We start from the raw sequence: 16,506 nt of genomic DNA on the forward strand, positions 1-16,506 counted from the left end.
TGAAAAAAAGGGCTTGTTATCCATTTTGCAAAAAGCCCTTTTTAGCGCTGTTCTTTTTTAATTAATTCTTTTAATTCTTCAATGAAGACATTCAAATCTTTAAATTGGCGATATACAGAAGCAAAACGGACATATGCAACCTCATCCACTTTCGACAAACGCTCCATCACCATTTCGCCAATCGTTGCGCTCTTCACTTCTGCCGCTCCTTGATTGCGCAGCTCCCTTTCAATATCTTGCGTAATTTTTTCAAGTTCTTCTAGAGCAACCGGACGTTTTTCGCACGCTTTAATTAAACCGCGCAAAATTTTATCGCGGCTAAATTCTTCGCGCGTTCCTTGTTTTTTCACAACAATCAGCGGCATTTCTTCAACTCTTTCAAACGTTGTAAAACGATAGTGGCATTGTTCGCATTCCCGTCTGCGCCGAATCGAACGCCCTTCATCGACCGGGCGCGAATCAAGGACCCTCGTACCGTGATGCTGGCATGATGGGCATCTCATATAACCAACTCCGTTTTTATTCTTATCTTTATGATAACGGAACAAATGATAGCGGGCAAGTTGTTTCATTATGCGTTGATCCCAGATCCAATATACGGAAGGCGTTGATCTAATTTGCGATACAAATCGATGATGACATTGCGACTCCTTCCAAAGTCAAATGGCAAAATCGTCGTTTCTGTCGTCACCGAAAAATCTACCGCCGTTTCCAATGGACGAACAGAGATGACGGTAGCGACAATAAACACTTTTTTCCCCCGGCGGGTCGTCGCGCTGAACTCTCCTCTTTCTTCCGAAATTGATAATAATTCATAATCTGGCGAAGAAGTGAACAATTCTTTTACCGTCTTGATCACCGCAGCGTTTGTCGCTTTATAATAATGACTCCGCAGCGCTTCGTCCTCATGATTTTCTCTCGTTTCGCAATGATTGGTCAGCGCATATTTCCACTTTTTCCAAACGCTCATGATTACTTCCCCTTGTCCACTATGATTGTTTATATATCAATTATCATACCATCATTTTTTCCGTAGATGTATACTGAACAAATATGAAACAAGTAAAAAAAGAGGTGCTAGATGATGCACCTCTTTTGCTTTCGTTCGTTATGATTATAATGCTTGCGCTTTTTTCACTTCAATCGGACGCATTCCTCGCGGAAGTTCAATCGTTTCACGCGTTTGTGCTCCAAGTTTGTCAGCGATATAATCCGCCGCGATTGTCGGATCTAAATGTCCGCATGTGTAAACATCGATGCTTGCATAGCCATGTTCTGGAAACGTATGAATCGTCAAATGCGATTCCGAAATAATGACAACTCCGCTAACTCCTTGCGGCGCAAACTTGTGAAATGCTACTTCGCGAATTTCCGCTCCAGATTTTAATGCAGCATCAACAAACGTCTTCTCAATAAATTCGATATCGTTCAGCTTATCAAAATCGCATCCCCACAACTCCGAGATAACGTGACGACCCATTGTGTCCATTTAAAATCCCCCTTTTAACAAATTTTCTTAAACAATAAACATGAAACTCTTTCGCAATAATGGCATGTATAACTACCACGGGGGAAAGTTAGTCCTAAGAGGTCCTAACCCTTTAAGTAGTCACATTACCGTTGCCTTTAAGAAGTTCACGAGACATAGTATACTTTGTTTGCGTTTTTTTTGCAACATGCTTTTTAAATTTTTTTACAAAGCATATTGTTTTCCTCGTAAAGTCCTCAAAAATAGCGACTGTTTTTTTGCCATGCCCTACTTATTGCGTAAAAGTTCCTTTCAGATCAACAAACTTGAAGCGCCGGAAGACCAATCATTTGTTGCTACCTTCTTATACAGTTTTTGAGACTCACATCGCCTTTTTCGCACAAAAAAGCTCCATGAGCGCGCTTTGCTCTCCACCCAGCATGAAAATGGCGCTCCAAGTGCGCGCATTTTCATAAAAAAAGCGCTGGCCGTCCCGCCAGCGCTTTTTCGCTTAAGCATTCACACTGATTGCTTAAGCATTCACACTGATTTTTTCCATCATCTTGTTTGCCACCATATTTGCCAAGTCCACGACTCGACAAGAATAGCCCCATTCATTATCGTACCATGCCAATACTTTGATTTTCCGCCCTTCCATCACCATCGTCGATAAGCCGTCGATAATGGCCGAGTGCGGATTTGTGTTAAAATCGATCGAAACAAGCGGTTCCCTCGTAAAATCAAGAATTCCTTTTAGCGGACCGTTCGCCGCACGAATAAACGCTTCGTTTACTTCTTCTACCGTCACCTCTTTTTTTACATCAACGACTAAATCGACTAACGACACGTTCGGAGTCGGAACGCGGAGCGCCATTCCGTGCAATTTTCCTTTCAAATGTGGCAGAACAAGCCCCAGCGCTTTTGCCGCTCCGGTCGTCGTCGGAATGATCGATTGCCCGCAAGAACGCGCGCGGCGCAAATCTTTGTGCGGATTATCGATATTTTTTTGGTCGTTCGTATATGCATGAACGGTTGTCATTAAACCGTTTTCAATTCCAAACGCTTCATCAATCACCTTCGCAACAGGAGCAAGGCAGTTTGTTGTACAAGAGGCGTTGGAAATAATAAAGTGTCTGTCAATATCAAGCATATGTTCGTTTACGCCAACGACGATCGTGACATCTTCATTTTTCCCAGGCGCTGTCAAAATGACCCGCTTTGCCCCTGCTTCTAAGTGAAGGCTTGCTTTTTCCCGGGAATTAAACTTTCCTGTCGCTTCGATCACAATGTCAATATCAAGCTCTTTCCACGGCAGCTCTTTCGGGTCGCGCGAACTAAGCAGCTTGACTTTTTTGCCGTTAACAAGAAAACCGTCTTCTACTGGGATGACTTCACCATCAAATTTACCATGGTTCGAATCATATTTTATTAAATGCGCTAACGTTTCGGATGGATAACTCGCATTCACCGCTACGATATCTAGGTATGGGGAGTAAATCGCTTTGCGGAATACCATTCTTCCGATTCGTCCGAACCCATTAATCGCCACTTTCGCTTTCATTTATGTTCTCCTCTCATTATATATGTTATACTAATTAACCGGATTTTACACAAATAGTATATCATATTTTTGCGGTATGTGGAGAAAAAATTCAGCAAAATCATAAAAAAAAGCGCCCTTTTTATAGGGCGTTCCATCTTTTGAAAATTTGCAAAAGCTGTTGTTTTGTTTCTTCGATCGTCCCGTTATTATCAATGACCGCATCCGCTTTTTTCACTTTTTCGCGAAGCGGCATTTGCGCCCGAATTCTCGCAAGCGCCTCCTCTTTGGAAAAGCCGTTTCGTTTCATCAAACGTTCAAGCTGAACATCATCATCGACGTAGACAACGATGATTTTATCGATCAAATGGGTAAGCTCGCTTTCAAATAAAAGCGGAATGTCTAAAACGACCGTTTTTGCGCCTTTTTGAACGTACGCTTCCTTTTCGGCGAGCATGCGCCGCCGGACAGCAGGATGCACGATGGCGTTCAGCTTTTTCCGTTCCTGCTCGTTATGAAAAACAATCGCTCCTAATTTCGCGCGGTCAATTTCCCCGTTTTCCTGCAAAATGTTTTGTCCAAACGTCTGAATAATTTGTTTGTACGCTTCCTCTCCCACTTTCACGACATCGCGAGCAATTTGATCGGCGTCAATGACCGGGATGCCAAGCTCGCGAATCATCTTTGTCACCGTGCTTTTTCCGCTCGCGATGCCGCCCGTTAATCCGATTGTCAGTGCCATATCGTCCTCTCCCTAGGTTACGAATAATGTTTCATTTATTCAAACATGTTAAAATCTTTTATTAAACATATTCTTTGTTAAGCCACATTTAGCTTAACAGGATGTAACCCTACACCCTCTACTCCATTTGCAAACGCATTTGGAGATACTTTCTTCACAATTTGATAAGCAGCATTCACATCTGCATTGATCAAAATTCCTTTATTACTTTTAAACAAACCACGTTTGATTCTTCGACTTTTATCGTAATTCTCTTTTGTCGGAGCTTCGCCATCTAAAAATGAGGTTCCACTTGTATATGATTCATCTGTTAATATAACCTTGATTCCAACTTCTTCACATTTATAGTGCAATTGTTGAATAAATAGATCATAAGGAATTTGCACAAATAATTATAATTATATAAATTCTTTGATTTAAAACATAAATTGTCACACATTTGCCACAATGGGTGTGTTCGTTTCATTTGATGTTGCTCTACCCTTGTAACAAACAATTATTCCACCTCCTTTTTTATAAGCTCTTGAATTTTCTTTTTCTTTCGGGATGAATATAATTTCATTGTTAATGCTGGCAACATGCGCAATAATGAGTTCCCCGTCCGGCGACAACCGTTTTTTGAATCGGGTTGCCGCAGCGCTTGCACGGTTCTCCTTTGCGTCCGTACACGAATAACTGCAGTTGAAACATCCCGATTTCTCCTTGTGTGTTGACGTATGACCTTACCGTGCTTCCTCCTTTTTCGACCGCTTCTTGCAATGTTGCCACCATTTCCCGATGTAAACGCGCCGCTTCCTCATCCGTTAATGACGACGCGGCGCGTTCCGGATGGATTCCGGCGCGGAACAGCGCTTCATCGACATAAATGTTGCCAAATCCAACGACAACCGTTTGATCAAGAAGCGTGGCTTTAATCGTGCGGTTCGTTTTTCGCAGCTGCTCTGCAAGAAAATTGGCGGTAAACGCTTCAGAAAACGGTTCTGGACCTAACTGTGACAAAGGAAGCTGGAAATCTTCTTCTCCTTTTGGATAAAGATGCATCGTGCCAAATTTCCTGACGTCACGATAGCGAAGTTCCGTGCCGTCCGTAAATCGAAAAATCACGTGCGTATGCGGCTCGATTGCCTCTTCCTTTTTCAAAACCGCATAGCGTCCTTCCATGCGCAAATGGGAAATAAGCACATGTTCATCCAAAATAAATTTTAAAAATTTTCCCCGTCGATGAATGTCACGAATCGTTTGTCCTTTTATCGTTTCCATAAATTCGCTAACATCTGCCGGATGTTTAATGATTTTCGGCCAAAACACTTGAACATCGGCGATCGTTTTGCCAGCGGCTAACGGAATAAGAGTGCGGCGAATCGTTTCGACTTCCGGCAGTTCTGGCATATAAAAATCCCCTTCCTTTACTTTGCATCATACCATGTTGGCCCAAAATGATAATCGACTTTCAGCGGCACACGCAGTTGCACCGCGTTTTCCATGACTTCCGGCACAATTTGTTGCAATCGTTCTATTTCCTCTTTCGGCGCTTCCAAAATGAGCTCGTCATGCACTTGCAGCAGCATGCGCGCTTTCATGTTTTCTTTTTTCAGCCGATTCGATAAATCGATCATCGCTTTTTTAATAATGTCGGCGGCGCTCCCTTGAATCGGCGTATTCATCGCCGTTCGTTCCGCAAAGCTGCGCAAATTGAAGTTTCGGCTTGTAATGTCCGGCAAATAGCGGCGGCGGTGCAAAAGCGTAGTCACATAGCCTTTTTGTTTCGCCTCTTGGACGATATCGTTCATATATTGCTTTACCCCTGGAAAAATTTCAAAATATCGCTTAATAAATTCAGCTGCCTCTTTTCTTGTAATGTTTAAGTTTTGCGATAATCCGTAATCGCTAATGCCGTAAACGATGCCGAAGTTTACCGCTTTCGCCTGCCGGCGCATATTCGGCGTCACTTCATCTTCGTTCACATGAAAAATATCCATCGCTGTTTTCGTATGAATATCCAAATCGTGGCGAAACGCGGCAATCAAATTTTCATCATTGGCGATATGGGCAAGCACGCGCAGTTCGATTTGCGAATAGTCAGCGGAAAAAATGACCCAATCTGGCTCTGACGGAACGAACGCCTGGCGGATTTTTCTCCCTTCTTCCAAACGAATCGGGATGTTTTGCAAATTTGGCTCCGTAGAGCTTAACCGTCCTGTCTGGGTAAGCGCCTGGTTAAAAATCGTGTGCACTTTGTTCGTGTCGCGGTGCACGACTTTTAATAGCCCTTCAATATACGTTGATTGCAGTTTTCCTAATTGGCGGTAATGCAAAATTTTCTCGACAATTTCGTGTTGCGGCGCAAGTTTTTCCAGCACTTCCGCCGATGTTGAATAGCCTGTTTTCGTTTTTTTCAATACAGGCAGTTGCAGCTTTTCAAATAAAATGACGCCTAACTGTTTCGGCGAATTGATGTTGAACTCTTGGCCAGCTAAGCGGTAAATTTCTTGTTCTACTTCTTTTAGCTGTTCTGTCAATTCTTCGCCCATTTCTTTTAGCCGCTTGACATCGACTTTCACACCGGTAAACTCCATCTCCGCGAGAATGGCGGAAAGCGGCAGTTCCAAATCAGTGAATAAAGAATATTGTTCATTTTCCTGCAAGTCGTGAATAAAATCTTGTTCTAACGCGCGTATCGCCGCCGCTTTACGCACGAGATGTTCTGCCAAAACTTGTTCATCCGGTATTTTTTGTTTCGCGCCTTTTCCGTATACTGCTTCATCCGGCTGGACGCCTGTATATTGCTTCGTTTTCGCGATCGAAGCGACGTCTTCCGTCGATTGCGATGGATTTAACAAATACGAAGCGATTAATAAATCAAACTGGATGCCGCGCAGCTGCACTCCTTGCCATTTTAAAGAAACGATCGCACGCTTGCCGTCAAAAACGCTTTTTTTCTTTGATTCATCTTCCAGCCACGCCGTAAATAAAGAAGACGACAGCGCCGTATCTGTCCGAATAAAAAAGTTTCCATGCTCATTGGCGATCGCAAAGCCTAAAATCGGCGCTTTATGATAGTTGGATTCCAACACTTCGACAACAAGGGCCGCCTCGTCGGACAAAATCGCTTCCGTCACCTCGTCGACGATCGTATAACCAATTTTCGGCAATACAACCCCCGCTTTTTCTTCTTCTCGTGGCGCCATTTTGTCAAGAAGCGAGTTAAAACCAAGCTCCTTAAATAGAGCAATCACTTTGTCCGCATCATATCCGCGATATTCGATATCTTCTAACGAAAGATCAATCGGAGCGTCGCGCAAAATGGTCGCCAGCTGCTTGCTCATAATGGCAAGGTCGCGGTATTTCGCCAAATTTTCTTTCAGTTTATTTCCGCTTATTTGCTCGAGCGAATCCAATATGTTTTCAATCGTGCCAAACTCTTTTAACAATTTTAATGCCGTTTTTTCGCCAATTCCAGGCACGCCCGGAATATTATCCGATTTGTCTCCCATTAGCCCTTTTAAATCGATAATTTGTTTTGGCGTCAATCCGTATTTCTCCCGCACCGTCTCCGGAGTATATGATTCGACATCGGTAATGCCCTTTTTCGTAATGTCTACGGTTACATGATCAGAGGCAAGCTGCGTTAAATCGCGGTCTCCGGAAATCACTTTTACTTCAAAGCCTGCGTTCTCTGCTTTTGTGCACAGCGTGCCGATAATATCGTCCGCTTCATAATTTTCCAACTCGTAAAAACGAATCTGGTACGCATTTAGCAATTCGCGCAACAGCGGAAACTGCTCGGATAATTCTGGAGGCGTCTTTTGCCGTCCGCCTTTATATTCTTCAAACGTCTTATGGCGAAATGTCGTTTTTCCAGCATCAAAAGCGACGAGCATATGCGTCGGCTTTTCTTCTTCTAAAATTTTCATGAGCATCATCGTAAATCCATACACCGCATTCGTATGAATCCCTTTATCGCTATGTAAAAGCGGCAGCGCAAAAAAAGCGCGGTATGCGACGCTGTTCCCATCAATGAGTACAAGTTTCTTTTTCAACACATTCCCTCCTCTAACACTGTTGCTCTTATTGTAACATGATTTGCTGCACAAATAAAAAAGGACGAGAACGTTTTTTCGTCCTCGCTTTCTTTCTACTCATCAGGCCGCATTCGTTTTGGAAAATGGACTGTAAATGTAGTTCCTTTTCCGACAGCGCTTTTTACGGTAATATGGCCGTGGTGCGCTTCCACCAAATGTTTGACAATGGCCAACCCTAAGCCAGTCCCGCCGGAATGGCGGCTTCTTGCTTTATCGACGCGGTAAAACCGCTCAAAAATGCGGGGAATCTCGGCTTCCTCAATGCCGATCCCTGTATCTTTGACATGAACGAGAGTTTCTTCGTCTTTTTCTTCCGCAATGACTTCGACTTTTCCGCCTTTTGGTGTATACGTTAAGGCGTTTGTGATCAAATTGATGAAAATTTGCTTGATGCGGTTCGCATCTCCTTCCATATAGATCGATTTTGCCACATGCAAACGAAAATCGATCCCTTTTTCTTCCGCTTTGCGTTGGAACATAACGGCAATTTCGTTAAGAAGATGAGTTAGATCAATCGTTTCCAAATGAAGTTGAAACCCTTGTTGTTCAATTTTCGATAAATCAAGCAAATCTTGCACTAATGTCTGCAATCGTTCGCTTTCTTTCCAAATAATCGACAGAAAATGTTCCAGCGTCTGTTCATCTTTCATTGCACCATCAAGTAGCGTTTCAGCAAATCCTTTAATCGATGTAATCGGCGTTTTTAATTCATGCGAGACGTTCGCAACAAAATCTTTGCGCATTTGTTCTAGTTTCTTCAGCTCGGTAATATCATGAAAAACAAGAACGATTCCTTTCCATTCATCGTTCGTTCCAATAATCGGAGCTCCGTATACTTCAAAATGCTTCCGCTCGATCCCTATCGTCAGCAACATTTGTTTGCGAACTTTTGTTTCTTTCATAAAAATTTCATCGACGAGCTGAACGATTTCTTTATGGGCAAACGCTTCTGTATACGGCCTGTATAAATAATCGGCCGGGCGAATATGGAAAATTTCTTTAAAAGCGCGATTAATCAAGTTAATATAACCGCGGCTGTCGATGAGAATGAGCCCGCTTCCAACGTTTTCAATCAGCGTATGTAAACGGTCTGTCTGCATTTCCTGCGCCTTGCTAATCTCTTGTAAATTGCGGGCGAGCCGATTAATAGAATGAACGAGCATCCCCGTTTCATTATCTTTCGTATTCGGAACTCTCGCTTTATAGTTTCCTTTTGCCAATTCAAACGCCACTTTCGTCGCCGCTTCAATCGGTTTCATATATTGATCGGCAATTTTTAGCCCTAACAAAATAATGACAATGAGCGCCGTGCCTAAGCTGCTAATCAATACCCCCCAAATTTGCTGGGTCACTTTTTTTAACGAATTGGTTGGGGAACTTAAAACGACATACCCCGCGTTTTGACCGTCTTTGGAAAAGGAAACGATATAATAATATACGTCGTCTGCTTTTTCAATGATGGAAAATTGATTTAATCGGTTTTTATGCAAAATATCGCGAATAATCCGTTCATGATCTTCATCGCTAATATGGGCAACATGTCCCGTATCAAACAGCGTTTTTTCATTGCTATCCAATACGGTAATGCGCGACGACAACGCTTCGCTCATTTCCTGCAAATCTGGTCGAATGTGATCGAGAGATTCGTTTTTTAATAAAATAGCCACGGTTTTCGCTTCTTTTTCCATTCGTTTATTCATTGTTTCCACGTAAAAGTCTTTAAATAATTGCCCAAGCAATACGCCGAGGCAAATTAAAACAGTGACAATTAACGTCACAAGTCCAAATAATAGCCGCGACCGGAAGCTAGTCATTCCGCTTCGGCTCCTCTAGCTTATATCCAAGTCCTCGTATCGCTTTAATATACAAAGGTTTTTTCGTATCTTGCTCAATTTTTTCACGCAAATGGCTGATGTGAACGTCGACAATGCGGGTATCTCCAGCAAAATCGTAATTCCATACCGCGCTTAACAACTGATCTCTCGTTAACACTCGGCCTTTATGTTTCGCTAGATAAAGAAGCAGTTCAAATTCTTTTGGCGTCAGCTCAAGCCGCTCGCCGCCAAAATACGCTTCATATTGATCAGGGAAAATTTTTAAATCGCCGATGACAATTTGATCTATTGTTTCCGTCTCTCCGTTAGAAAACTGAGTGCGCCGCAAAATAGCTTTTACCCGCGCTACTACTTCGCGAGGGCTAAACGGCTTCGTCATATAATCATCAGCACCGAGTTCAAGTCCAAGCACTTTATCGAATTCATCATCTTTCGCCGTCAACATTAAAATCGGTGTCATTACTTTCTGCTGGCGCAATTGTTTGCATACTTCCACACCATCGAGCTTTGGCAGCATCAAATCAAGAATAATAAACGCCGGCTGTTCGGTCGACACCTTTTCTATCGCTTCCTCTCCGTCGTTTGCTGTTACCACCGTAAATCCTGCTTGTTCCAAATTGTATGTTAAAAGCGTGACAATCGATTGCTCATCATCAACGACTAATACTTTTTTGCTCATATGCGCCTCCGCCATTCATAAAATTTTATCCGTTTTTATCATACCACAAACATACAAAAAAACGCCTCACAAATAGGGCGTTTTTTCATTTAAAAATTTTTTAATGCACGTCTATCTAGCGATGACGGCGCATATGGCAGACAAACAATTTTAACGTTCATCACCAGCTTTTCTCCGGCCATGGATTTCCGATATATTTCTCCCCAGTTTGCGCTTTTTTAATACCTTAAACACCTCTTTAAGAAAGCGGTTTCAATTATGGATGTAGCAAAAATTCGGGAGTCATCCCGAATTTTTGCCTTTGCCCATCTATTATTCTAATACTTTCATTACGTTTTTGACAGATTCGACCGATTTTGCAAGCGCTGCTTTTTCTTCTTCAGTAAGTTCTAGTTCGATGACTTTTTCAATGCCGTTTCCACCTAAAATCGTCGGCACACCTAAATAAATGCCTTCATAGCCGTATTCGCCCTCAAGATAAGCGATCGCTGGAAGAATGCGGCGTTGGTCTTTAATAATTGCTTCCACCATTTCCGCAAGCGAAGCAGCAGGAGCGTAATAAGCGCTTCCGTTGCCTAGCAAGTTCACAATTTCGCCGCCGCCTTTGCGAGTGCGCTCGACAATCGCGTCTAGACGGTCTTTCGGAATTAATTTTTCAAGCGGAATGCCGCCAGCGTAAGAGTAACGGACGAGCGGCACCATGTCATCACCGTGGCCGCCTAAAACGAAACCGGTAACATCTTTCACGGAAATATTCAATTCTTGCGCAACAAACGTGCGGAAACGAGCTGTGTCTAATACGCCGGATTGACCGATGACACGGTTTTTCGGGAATCCAGATTCTTTAAATACCGTATATGTCATCGCATCGACAGGATTTGTCAACACGATAATATAGCAGTTTGGCGAATATTTGACGACTTCTTTTGTCACTTGTTTCATAATTTTTTGGTTGGTTGTGACAAGATCGTCGCGGCTCATGCCAGGTTTGCGCGCAATCCCCGCTGTGATAATGACAATATCGGAATCGGCGGTATCGGCATAATCGGAAGTGCCGATAATGTTCGCGTCAAAGCCGAGCACCGGGCTTGATTCCAGCATGTCCAACGCTTTTCCTTTTGTCGGGTTTTCTTGTTGCGGAATGTCAACAAGAACGATATCTCCCAATTCTTTTTGCGCCAAAATAAACGCGGTTGTCGCGCCTGTAAATCCCGCACCAATTACCGAAATTTTTTTGCGCTTCATTGTTATTCTCCCATCCCCTTCTCGTTTTATTCCATATTGCGGATGATTGCGTCAGCGAATTCCGAGCATTTCACTTCCGTAGCGCCTTCCATCAGACGAGCAAAATCGTATGTGACGATTTTTGCAGCAATCGTTTTTTCCAATGCATCGACAATAAGTTTTGCCGCCTCGTTCCAGCCGAGATGTTCAAACATCATCACACCGGACAAAATGACAGATGATGGGTTTACTTTGTCCAAGCCAGCATATTTCGGAGCCGTTCCATGAGTAGCTTCAAAGATCGCATGTCCTGTTTCGTAGTTAATGTTCGCTCCCGGTGCGATACCAATGCCACCGACTTGCGCTGCTAACGCGTCAGAAATGTAATCGCCGTTTAAGTTCATCGTCGCCACAACATCGAACTCACGCGGACGTGTTAAAATTTGTTGTAAGAAAATATCGGCAATAACGTCTTTGATAATAATTTTTCCGGATTCTTCTGCTTCTGCCAGCGCCTTATTCGCCGCTTCTTTTCCTTCTGCTTCAACAATGCGGTCATATTGTGCCCATGTAAACACTTTATCGCCAAATTCTTCCTCGGCCAACTCATAACCCCAATTTTTAAATGCACCTTCGGTAAATTTCATAATATTTCCTTTATGAACAAGCGTAACCGATTTCCGGCCATGTTCGATCGCATAGTTGATTGCGGCGCGCACTAGCCGTTTCGATCCTTGTTCAGAAATTGGTTTAATGCCGATACCGGACGTTTCTGGGAAGCGGATTTTGCGAACACCCATTTCATTTTGCAAGAAATCGATCACTTTTTTCACTTCCGGCGTTCCTTTTGCGTACTCGATTCCCGCATAAATATCTTCCGTATTTTCGCGGAAAATGACCATGTCCGTATCTTCAGGGCGTTTTACCGGAGAAGGAACGCCTTTAAAATAGCGGACAGGGCGCAAACAAACGAATAAATCCAATTCTTGGCGAAGCGCTACGTTCAATGAACGAATGCCACCGCCGACCGGAGTCGTTAACGGACCTTTAATCGCGATTATGTATTCACGGATAACATCAAGCGTTTCTTGTGGAAGCCACTCGCCGGTTTGTTTGTACGCTTTTTCACCCGCGAGAACTTCTTTCCAAACGATTTTCTTTTCCCCTTTATACGCCTTTTCTACCGCGGCTTCTAACACGCGGGATGCCGCTGCCCAAATGTCCGGTCCTGTCCCGTCCCCTTCAATAAACGGAATAATCGGATTGTTTGGTACATTTAACACACCATTCGTTACTGTAATTTTTTCCCCTTGCGTCACCATAACAACCTCCAATATATTTTTTGTTGAAAGGTGAGAATAAAACTATCTTCTCACCTTTATATAAACTAATTAACCGCGTTGTTCAATCGGAACATATGTCCGCATCGATGGACCTGTATATTCTGCGCGCGGACGGATGAGGCGATTGTTATCGTATTGTTCTAAAATATGCGCAAGCCATCCGGACATCCGGCTTACTGCAAAAATCGGCGTAAACAAGTCATGGTCAATGCCTAAACAGTGATAAACAGATGCCGAATAAAAGTCAACGTTTGGCGGCAACGATTTTTCGGAAGTGACAATTTCTTCAATTTTCACCGACATTTCATACCAATGCGGTTCGCCAACAAGTTTCGTTAATTTTTCTGACATTTTTTTTAAATGTTTTGCACGCGGATCGCCTTTGCGGTAAACGCGATGGCCAAATCCCATAATTTTTTCTTTGTTTTCTAACTTTTTGCGGATATACGGTTCAACGTTATCAATTGTTCCAATTTCTTTCAACATTTTCATTACCGCCTCGTTCGCGCCGCCGTGAAGCGGTCCTTTCAGCGCTCCAATCGCCGCTGTTATGCCGGAGTAAACATCCGACAATGTCGCTACACAAACGCGCGCGGTAAATGTCGACGCGTTCAACTCATGGTCTGCATGTAAAACGAGCGCTTTGTTGAACGCTTCCACCGCCGTTTCATTCGGCTCTTCGCCTGTTAACATGTAAAGGAAATTCGCTGCGAATCCTAAATCTTTTCTTGGTTCGACAGGCTCCAATCCCTTTCGCACGCGGGCAAAAGCGGTAACGACCGTAGGAATTTTCGCTTGCAAGCGAATCGCTTTACGATAGTTTGCTTCTTTCGTCATGACATCCGCTTCTTCATCGTAAAGCCCTAACATGGAAATCGCTGTCCGCAACGCTGCCATCGGATGGACTTTATCGATTGGATACATTTTAAAATGCTCGATAACTTCCTTTGGAATTGTCGCATTTTCCGCCAATTGTTGCTTTAATTCTTCCAACTGCTGTTTCGTCGGAAGCTCACGGTGCCAAAGCAAATACACAACTTCTTCGAACGTAGCGTTTTCTGCTAAATCATCGATGTTATAGCCTACGTACGTCAGCGTATCATCAATAATAGAACTGATGCTTGAGGTGGTTGCGACAACCCCTTCTAGACCGCGTGTTACTGTCATCATGATCTCTCCTTTTCTGTAAAATTCCCCTTCTCCCATTGCCTTGGTAAGATATGAGAGCGAGCGCTTGCTCGAAATGAAAATAAAAGAAACATAAGCAAAAAGGTAGAAAGTGCTTACATTTTATTATATATCGCCGCCTCTTACCAGAATAGAAGGCGACAAAGGAATAGCGGTAAAGCGCCCATGTCTATATTATAAACAATTATCTGACTTTTGTGAATCAAAAACCACTTATTCTTTGTATGACACAAAAATAACTTAACAATAGAACATCTAAAAATATTCTACCATTTTCATAACCATATAAGCAATTCCCGCGCCGATGAGCGGCCCGACGGCAACGCCGTGAAAAAGCGACACGGCAATAATTGTTCCAAATACGAGAGCGGCCGTCATATGCGGATCTGTCGACAATAACGTGACCCCGCCTTTGGCGACTAACGCAACAAAAATTCCTGATAACAGCGCAATCCACGCTGAAAAAGACCGCAATGAAGCTGCCAATTCCTTAAATCCAATCTCTCCTGTAGCAATCGGCGCCAATACGGCAATCGTAATAATCGTAACCCCCCAATGAATTCCCTTTTCATGGATAGTAGGAAGCCACTTTTCTTCCAATCCGATCATTTTAATCATCAATAAAACAGCAACCGCAATCATTAATGATTGATTTTTGGCAATCAGTCCAATAATAAATAAAATAAGCAAAAACAATACCGGCCCATTCACGTGGTTTCTCTTCCTTTCTTCAAATTAAAATTAATGTGTTAAGCTTGAAACTTTTCACTTTGCGCATACGTAATGAAACCTGTAATATATAACTATGGAAAAATTATGGGGGTGAAACATTGTCCCGTCATCACTTATATAGCTTTTTTCGCTTTTTGTTAGTGATCGCTATCGTCGTTTTCGGCGCAACTGCTCTTTATTATGTATCAACGGTTACATACCCATTTATTATCGCATTTTTTATCGCATTCCTTATCAATCCGCTAGTTGATTTTCTTGAAACAAAAGCAAAAATGCCAAGATGGTTGGCGGTGATCATAACATTAATTATATTGTTCGCGCTCGTAGCTGGTCTAGTTACTTTGCTGATCGCCGAAATTGTTTCCGGAACACAATATTTGGCAAATGTCGTGCCGGAAAATTTCCAAAAATTAGTTACGTATATGGAAACATTTTTTGCTCAGCAAATTATCCCGTTTTATCATGATTTGGCTGTCCTATTTAAAAACCTAGATGCCAGTCAGCAAGATACCATTATGAACAATATCCAAGCGGTAGGTACGCAAGTAGCAACGACGGTCGGGCAATTTATCCAGCGCGTGCTGCAAAATATTCCTCAGCTGCTCGCTTGGCTACCGAATGCGGCTACCGTCTTTATTTTTTCGCTGTTGGCGACATTTTTCATTAGCAAAGACTGGTATCGCCTTACCGGAATGGTGCAAAAAATTTTGCCGGCAAAAGCGCACAAAAGCGGAAAAACGGTATTTCTTGACTTAAAGAAAGCGTTGTTCGGCTTTATTAAAGCGCAAGCCACACTTATTTCCATCACAACAGTCATTGTGTTGATCGGATTGCTAATTCTTGGCGTCGATTACGCCATTACCATTGCGCTTATTATTGGCCTTGTCGATATTTTGCCATACTTAGGAACAGGAATCGTTTTTGTTCCTTGGATTATTTACGCGGCGGCAAGCGGCGATGTACCGTTTGCCATCGGGTTAGGCGTGCTTTATATTATCGTGCTCGTTCAGCGGCAAATTATGGAGCCAAAAGTGTTATCATCATCGATCGGACTAGATCCGCTTGCTACGTTGGTGGCGTTATTCGTCGGATTTAAATTAATCGGTTTTCTCGGATTAATCGTTGGGCCCGTTACGCTTGTCATCATCCGCACGCTACACAGCGCCAACGTATTTCGCGATATTTGGAATTTTATTATCGGAAAGCCGGCATCATAAAATGGCAAAGAGCCTTTCAGTGCATGGAAAGGCTCTTTTTTTCATCTATAAAAGAAAAATGTTTTCGTTTCAAAAAACGACTTCAGCCAACGCGCGACATACGGCTTCACAAAAGACCGGGTAGCAGGAAGAAGAAGAAAAACGCCGACCGCATCTGTCAAAAAACCCGGCGTTAATAAAAGCACACCGCCGATAAACACACAAATTCCGTCAAGTATCGCTCCGCTTGGAAGGCGTCCATCAAAAAGCTCCCGTTTTGCTTCTTCCATAACAGCCAGCCCCTGCCGCTTCGCAAGCCACACTCCCATCATCCCAGTAAGCACGATAAGCGCGACCGTCGACCATACACCGATCAGTTTACCGGAGAGAATAAACAACGCGATTTCCAAGGCGGGGATAACGATCAACATTCCAATAAGCCATTTCATCTTTTTTCTTCCTTTCGGAAAAAGAATA

General features: G+C 43.1%; 16 protein-coding genes. 1 reads left to right on the plus strand and 15 read right to left on the minus strand.

The window, feature by feature from the left end; translation table 11 throughout:
• Nucleotides 1–41: 41 nt before the first annotated feature.
• The 14 genes from nrdR to BM278_RS01450 all read right to left on the minus strand — a co-directional run bounded on the left by nrdR (nucleotide 42) and on the right by BM278_RS01450 (nucleotide 14,812).
• Nucleotides 42–503: a transcriptional regulator NrdR gene (gene nrdR, locus BM278_RS01385; RefSeq protein ID WP_090947748.1), complete on the minus strand. Its 462-nt coding sequence runs from the start codon at nucleotides 501–503 to the stop codon at nucleotides 42–44.
• Between the two features lie 68 nt (nucleotides 504–571).
• Complete coding sequence (locus BM278_RS01390) at nucleotides 572–970, minus strand: cytosolic protein (RefSeq protein ID WP_090947610.1); 399 nt, start codon at nucleotides 968–970, stop codon at nucleotides 572–574.
• Nucleotides 971–1,114: 144 nt separating this feature from the next.
• Nucleotides 1,115–1,489 carry an adenosylmethionine decarboxylase gene (gene speD / locus BM278_RS01395; RefSeq protein ID WP_003248680.1) on the minus strand — a complete coding sequence of 125 codons (375 nt, stop codon included), beginning with the start codon at nucleotides 1,487–1,489 and terminating at the stop codon, nucleotides 1,115–1,117.
• 511 nt (nucleotides 1,490–2,000) lie between these two features.
• Nucleotides 2,001–3,029 (minus strand): glyceraldehyde-3-phosphate dehydrogenase, encoded by a 1,029-nt coding sequence (locus tag BM278_RS01400; RefSeq protein WP_090947611.1) that lies wholly within the window; start codon nucleotides 3,027–3,029, stop codon nucleotides 2,001–2,003.
• 121 nt (nucleotides 3,030–3,150) lie between these two features.
• On the minus strand, nucleotides 3,151–3,750 hold the full coding sequence (gene coaE / locus BM278_RS01405) for a dephospho-CoA kinase (protein WP_090947612.1): 600 nt from the start codon (nucleotides 3,748–3,750) through the stop codon (nucleotides 3,151–3,153).
• A 77-nt stretch (nucleotides 3,751–3,827) separates the two neighbouring features.
• Entirely contained in the window at nucleotides 3,828–4,136 is a 309-nt protein-coding gene (locus tag BM278_RS01410; protein ID WP_208601725.1) for a zinc ribbon domain-containing protein, read from the minus strand.
• Nucleotides 4,137–4,314: 178 nt separating this feature from the next.
• Nucleotides 4,315–5,139 carry a DNA-formamidopyrimidine glycosylase gene (gene mutM / locus BM278_RS01415; RefSeq protein ID WP_090947613.1) on the minus strand — a complete coding sequence of 275 codons (825 nt, stop codon included), beginning with the start codon at nucleotides 5,137–5,139 and terminating at the stop codon, nucleotides 4,315–4,317.
• A gap of 17 nt (nucleotides 5,140–5,156) precedes the next feature.
• Entirely contained in the window at nucleotides 5,157–7,790 is a 2,634-nt protein-coding gene (gene polA / locus BM278_RS01420; RefSeq protein ID WP_090947614.1) for a DNA polymerase I, read from the minus strand.
• 95 nt (nucleotides 7,791–7,885) lie between these two features.
• Nucleotides 7,886–9,646: a two-component system histidine kinase PnpS gene (pnpS, locus tag BM278_RS01425; protein WP_090947615.1), complete on the minus strand. Its 1,761-nt coding sequence runs from the start codon at nucleotides 9,644–9,646 to the stop codon at nucleotides 7,886–7,888.
• Entirely contained in the window at nucleotides 9,639–10,346 is a 708-nt protein-coding gene (locus BM278_RS01430; protein WP_090947616.1) for a response regulator transcription factor, read from the minus strand. The genes pnpS and BM278_RS01430 overlap by 8 nt, the downstream gene beginning before the upstream one ends.
• Before the next feature lie 312 nt (nucleotides 10,347–10,658).
• Entirely contained in the window at nucleotides 10,659–11,597 is a 939-nt protein-coding gene (gene mdh / locus BM278_RS01435) for a malate dehydrogenase (RefSeq protein ID WP_090947617.1), read from the minus strand.
• Nucleotides 11,598–11,617: 20 nt separating this feature from the next.
• A complete protein-coding gene (icd, locus tag BM278_RS01440) occupies nucleotides 11,618–12,892 on the minus strand; it encodes an NADP-dependent isocitrate dehydrogenase (protein WP_208601726.1) in 1,275 nt (424 codons plus the stop codon).
• A gap of 69 nt (nucleotides 12,893–12,961) precedes the next feature.
• Nucleotides 12,962–14,080, minus strand: a complete 1,119-nt coding sequence (gene citZ, locus BM278_RS01445; RefSeq protein ID WP_090947618.1) for a citrate synthase — start codon at nucleotides 14,078–14,080, stop codon at nucleotides 12,962–12,964.
• Between the two features lie 276 nt (nucleotides 14,081–14,356).
• Nucleotides 14,357–14,812, minus strand: a complete 456-nt coding sequence (locus BM278_RS01450; protein WP_090947619.1) for a DUF441 domain-containing protein — start codon at nucleotides 14,810–14,812, stop codon at nucleotides 14,357–14,359.
• 119 nt (nucleotides 14,813–14,931) lie between these two features.
• Between BM278_RS01450 and ytvI the strand changes: the two genes are divergently transcribed.
• Nucleotides 14,932–16,050, plus strand: a complete 1,119-nt coding sequence (ytvI, locus tag BM278_RS01455; RefSeq protein WP_090947620.1) for a sporulation integral membrane protein YtvI — start codon at nucleotides 14,932–14,934, stop codon at nucleotides 16,048–16,050.
• 41 nt (nucleotides 16,051–16,091) lie between these two features.
• Here ytvI and BM278_RS01460 read toward each other — a convergent pair whose 3' ends face one another.
• Complete coding sequence (locus tag BM278_RS01460; protein WP_090947621.1) at nucleotides 16,092–16,478, minus strand: FxsA family protein; 387 nt, start codon at nucleotides 16,476–16,478, stop codon at nucleotides 16,092–16,094.
• Between the last annotated feature and the right edge of the window lie 28 nt (nucleotides 16,479–16,506).

Source organism: Parageobacillus thermantarcticus, assembly GCF_900111865.1.
Lineage (GTDB): Bacteria > Bacillota > Bacilli > Bacillales > Anoxybacillaceae > Parageobacillus > Parageobacillus thermantarcticus.

Excerpts from the sequence above, each read along its gene's own strand:
- nrdR (WP_090947748.1), bottom strand. The coding sequence starts at position 503 with ATGAGATGCCCATCATGCCAGCATCACGGTACGAGGGTCCTTGATTCG.
- BM278_RS01390 (WP_090947610.1), bottom strand. The coding sequence starts at position 970 with ATGAGCGTTTGGAAAAAGTGGAAATATGCGCTGACCAATCATTGCGAA.
- speD (WP_003248680.1), bottom strand. The coding sequence starts at position 1,489 with ATGGACACAATGGGTCGTCACGTTATCTCGGAGTTGTGGGGATGCGAT.
- BM278_RS01400 (WP_090947611.1), bottom strand. The coding sequence starts at position 3,029 with ATGAAAGCGAAAGTGGCGATTAATGGGTTCGGACGAATCGGAAGAATG.
- coaE (WP_090947612.1), bottom strand. The coding sequence starts at position 3,750 with ATGGCACTGACAATCGGATTAACGGGCGGCATCGCGAGCGGAAAAAGC.
- mutM (WP_090947613.1), bottom strand. The coding sequence starts at position 5,139 with ATGCCAGAACTGCCGGAAGTCGAAACGATTCGCCGCACTCTTATTCCG.
- pnpS (WP_090947615.1), bottom strand. The coding sequence starts at position 9,646 with ATGACTAGCTTCCGGTCGCGGCTATTATTTGGACTTGTGACGTTAATT.
- BM278_RS01430 (WP_090947616.1), bottom strand. The coding sequence starts at position 10,346 with ATGAGCAAAAAAGTATTAGTCGTTGATGATGAGCAATCGATTGTCACG.
- icd (WP_208601726.1), bottom strand. The coding sequence starts at position 12,892 with ATGGTGACGCAAGGGGAAAAAATTACAGTAACGAATGGTGTGTTAAAT.
- citZ (WP_090947618.1), bottom strand. The coding sequence starts at position 14,080 with ATGACAGTAACACGCGGTCTAGAAGGGGTTGTCGCAACCACCTCAAGC.
- BM278_RS01460 (WP_090947621.1), bottom strand. The coding sequence starts at position 16,478 with ATGAAATGGCTTATTGGAATGTTGATCGTTATCCCCGCCTTGGAAATC.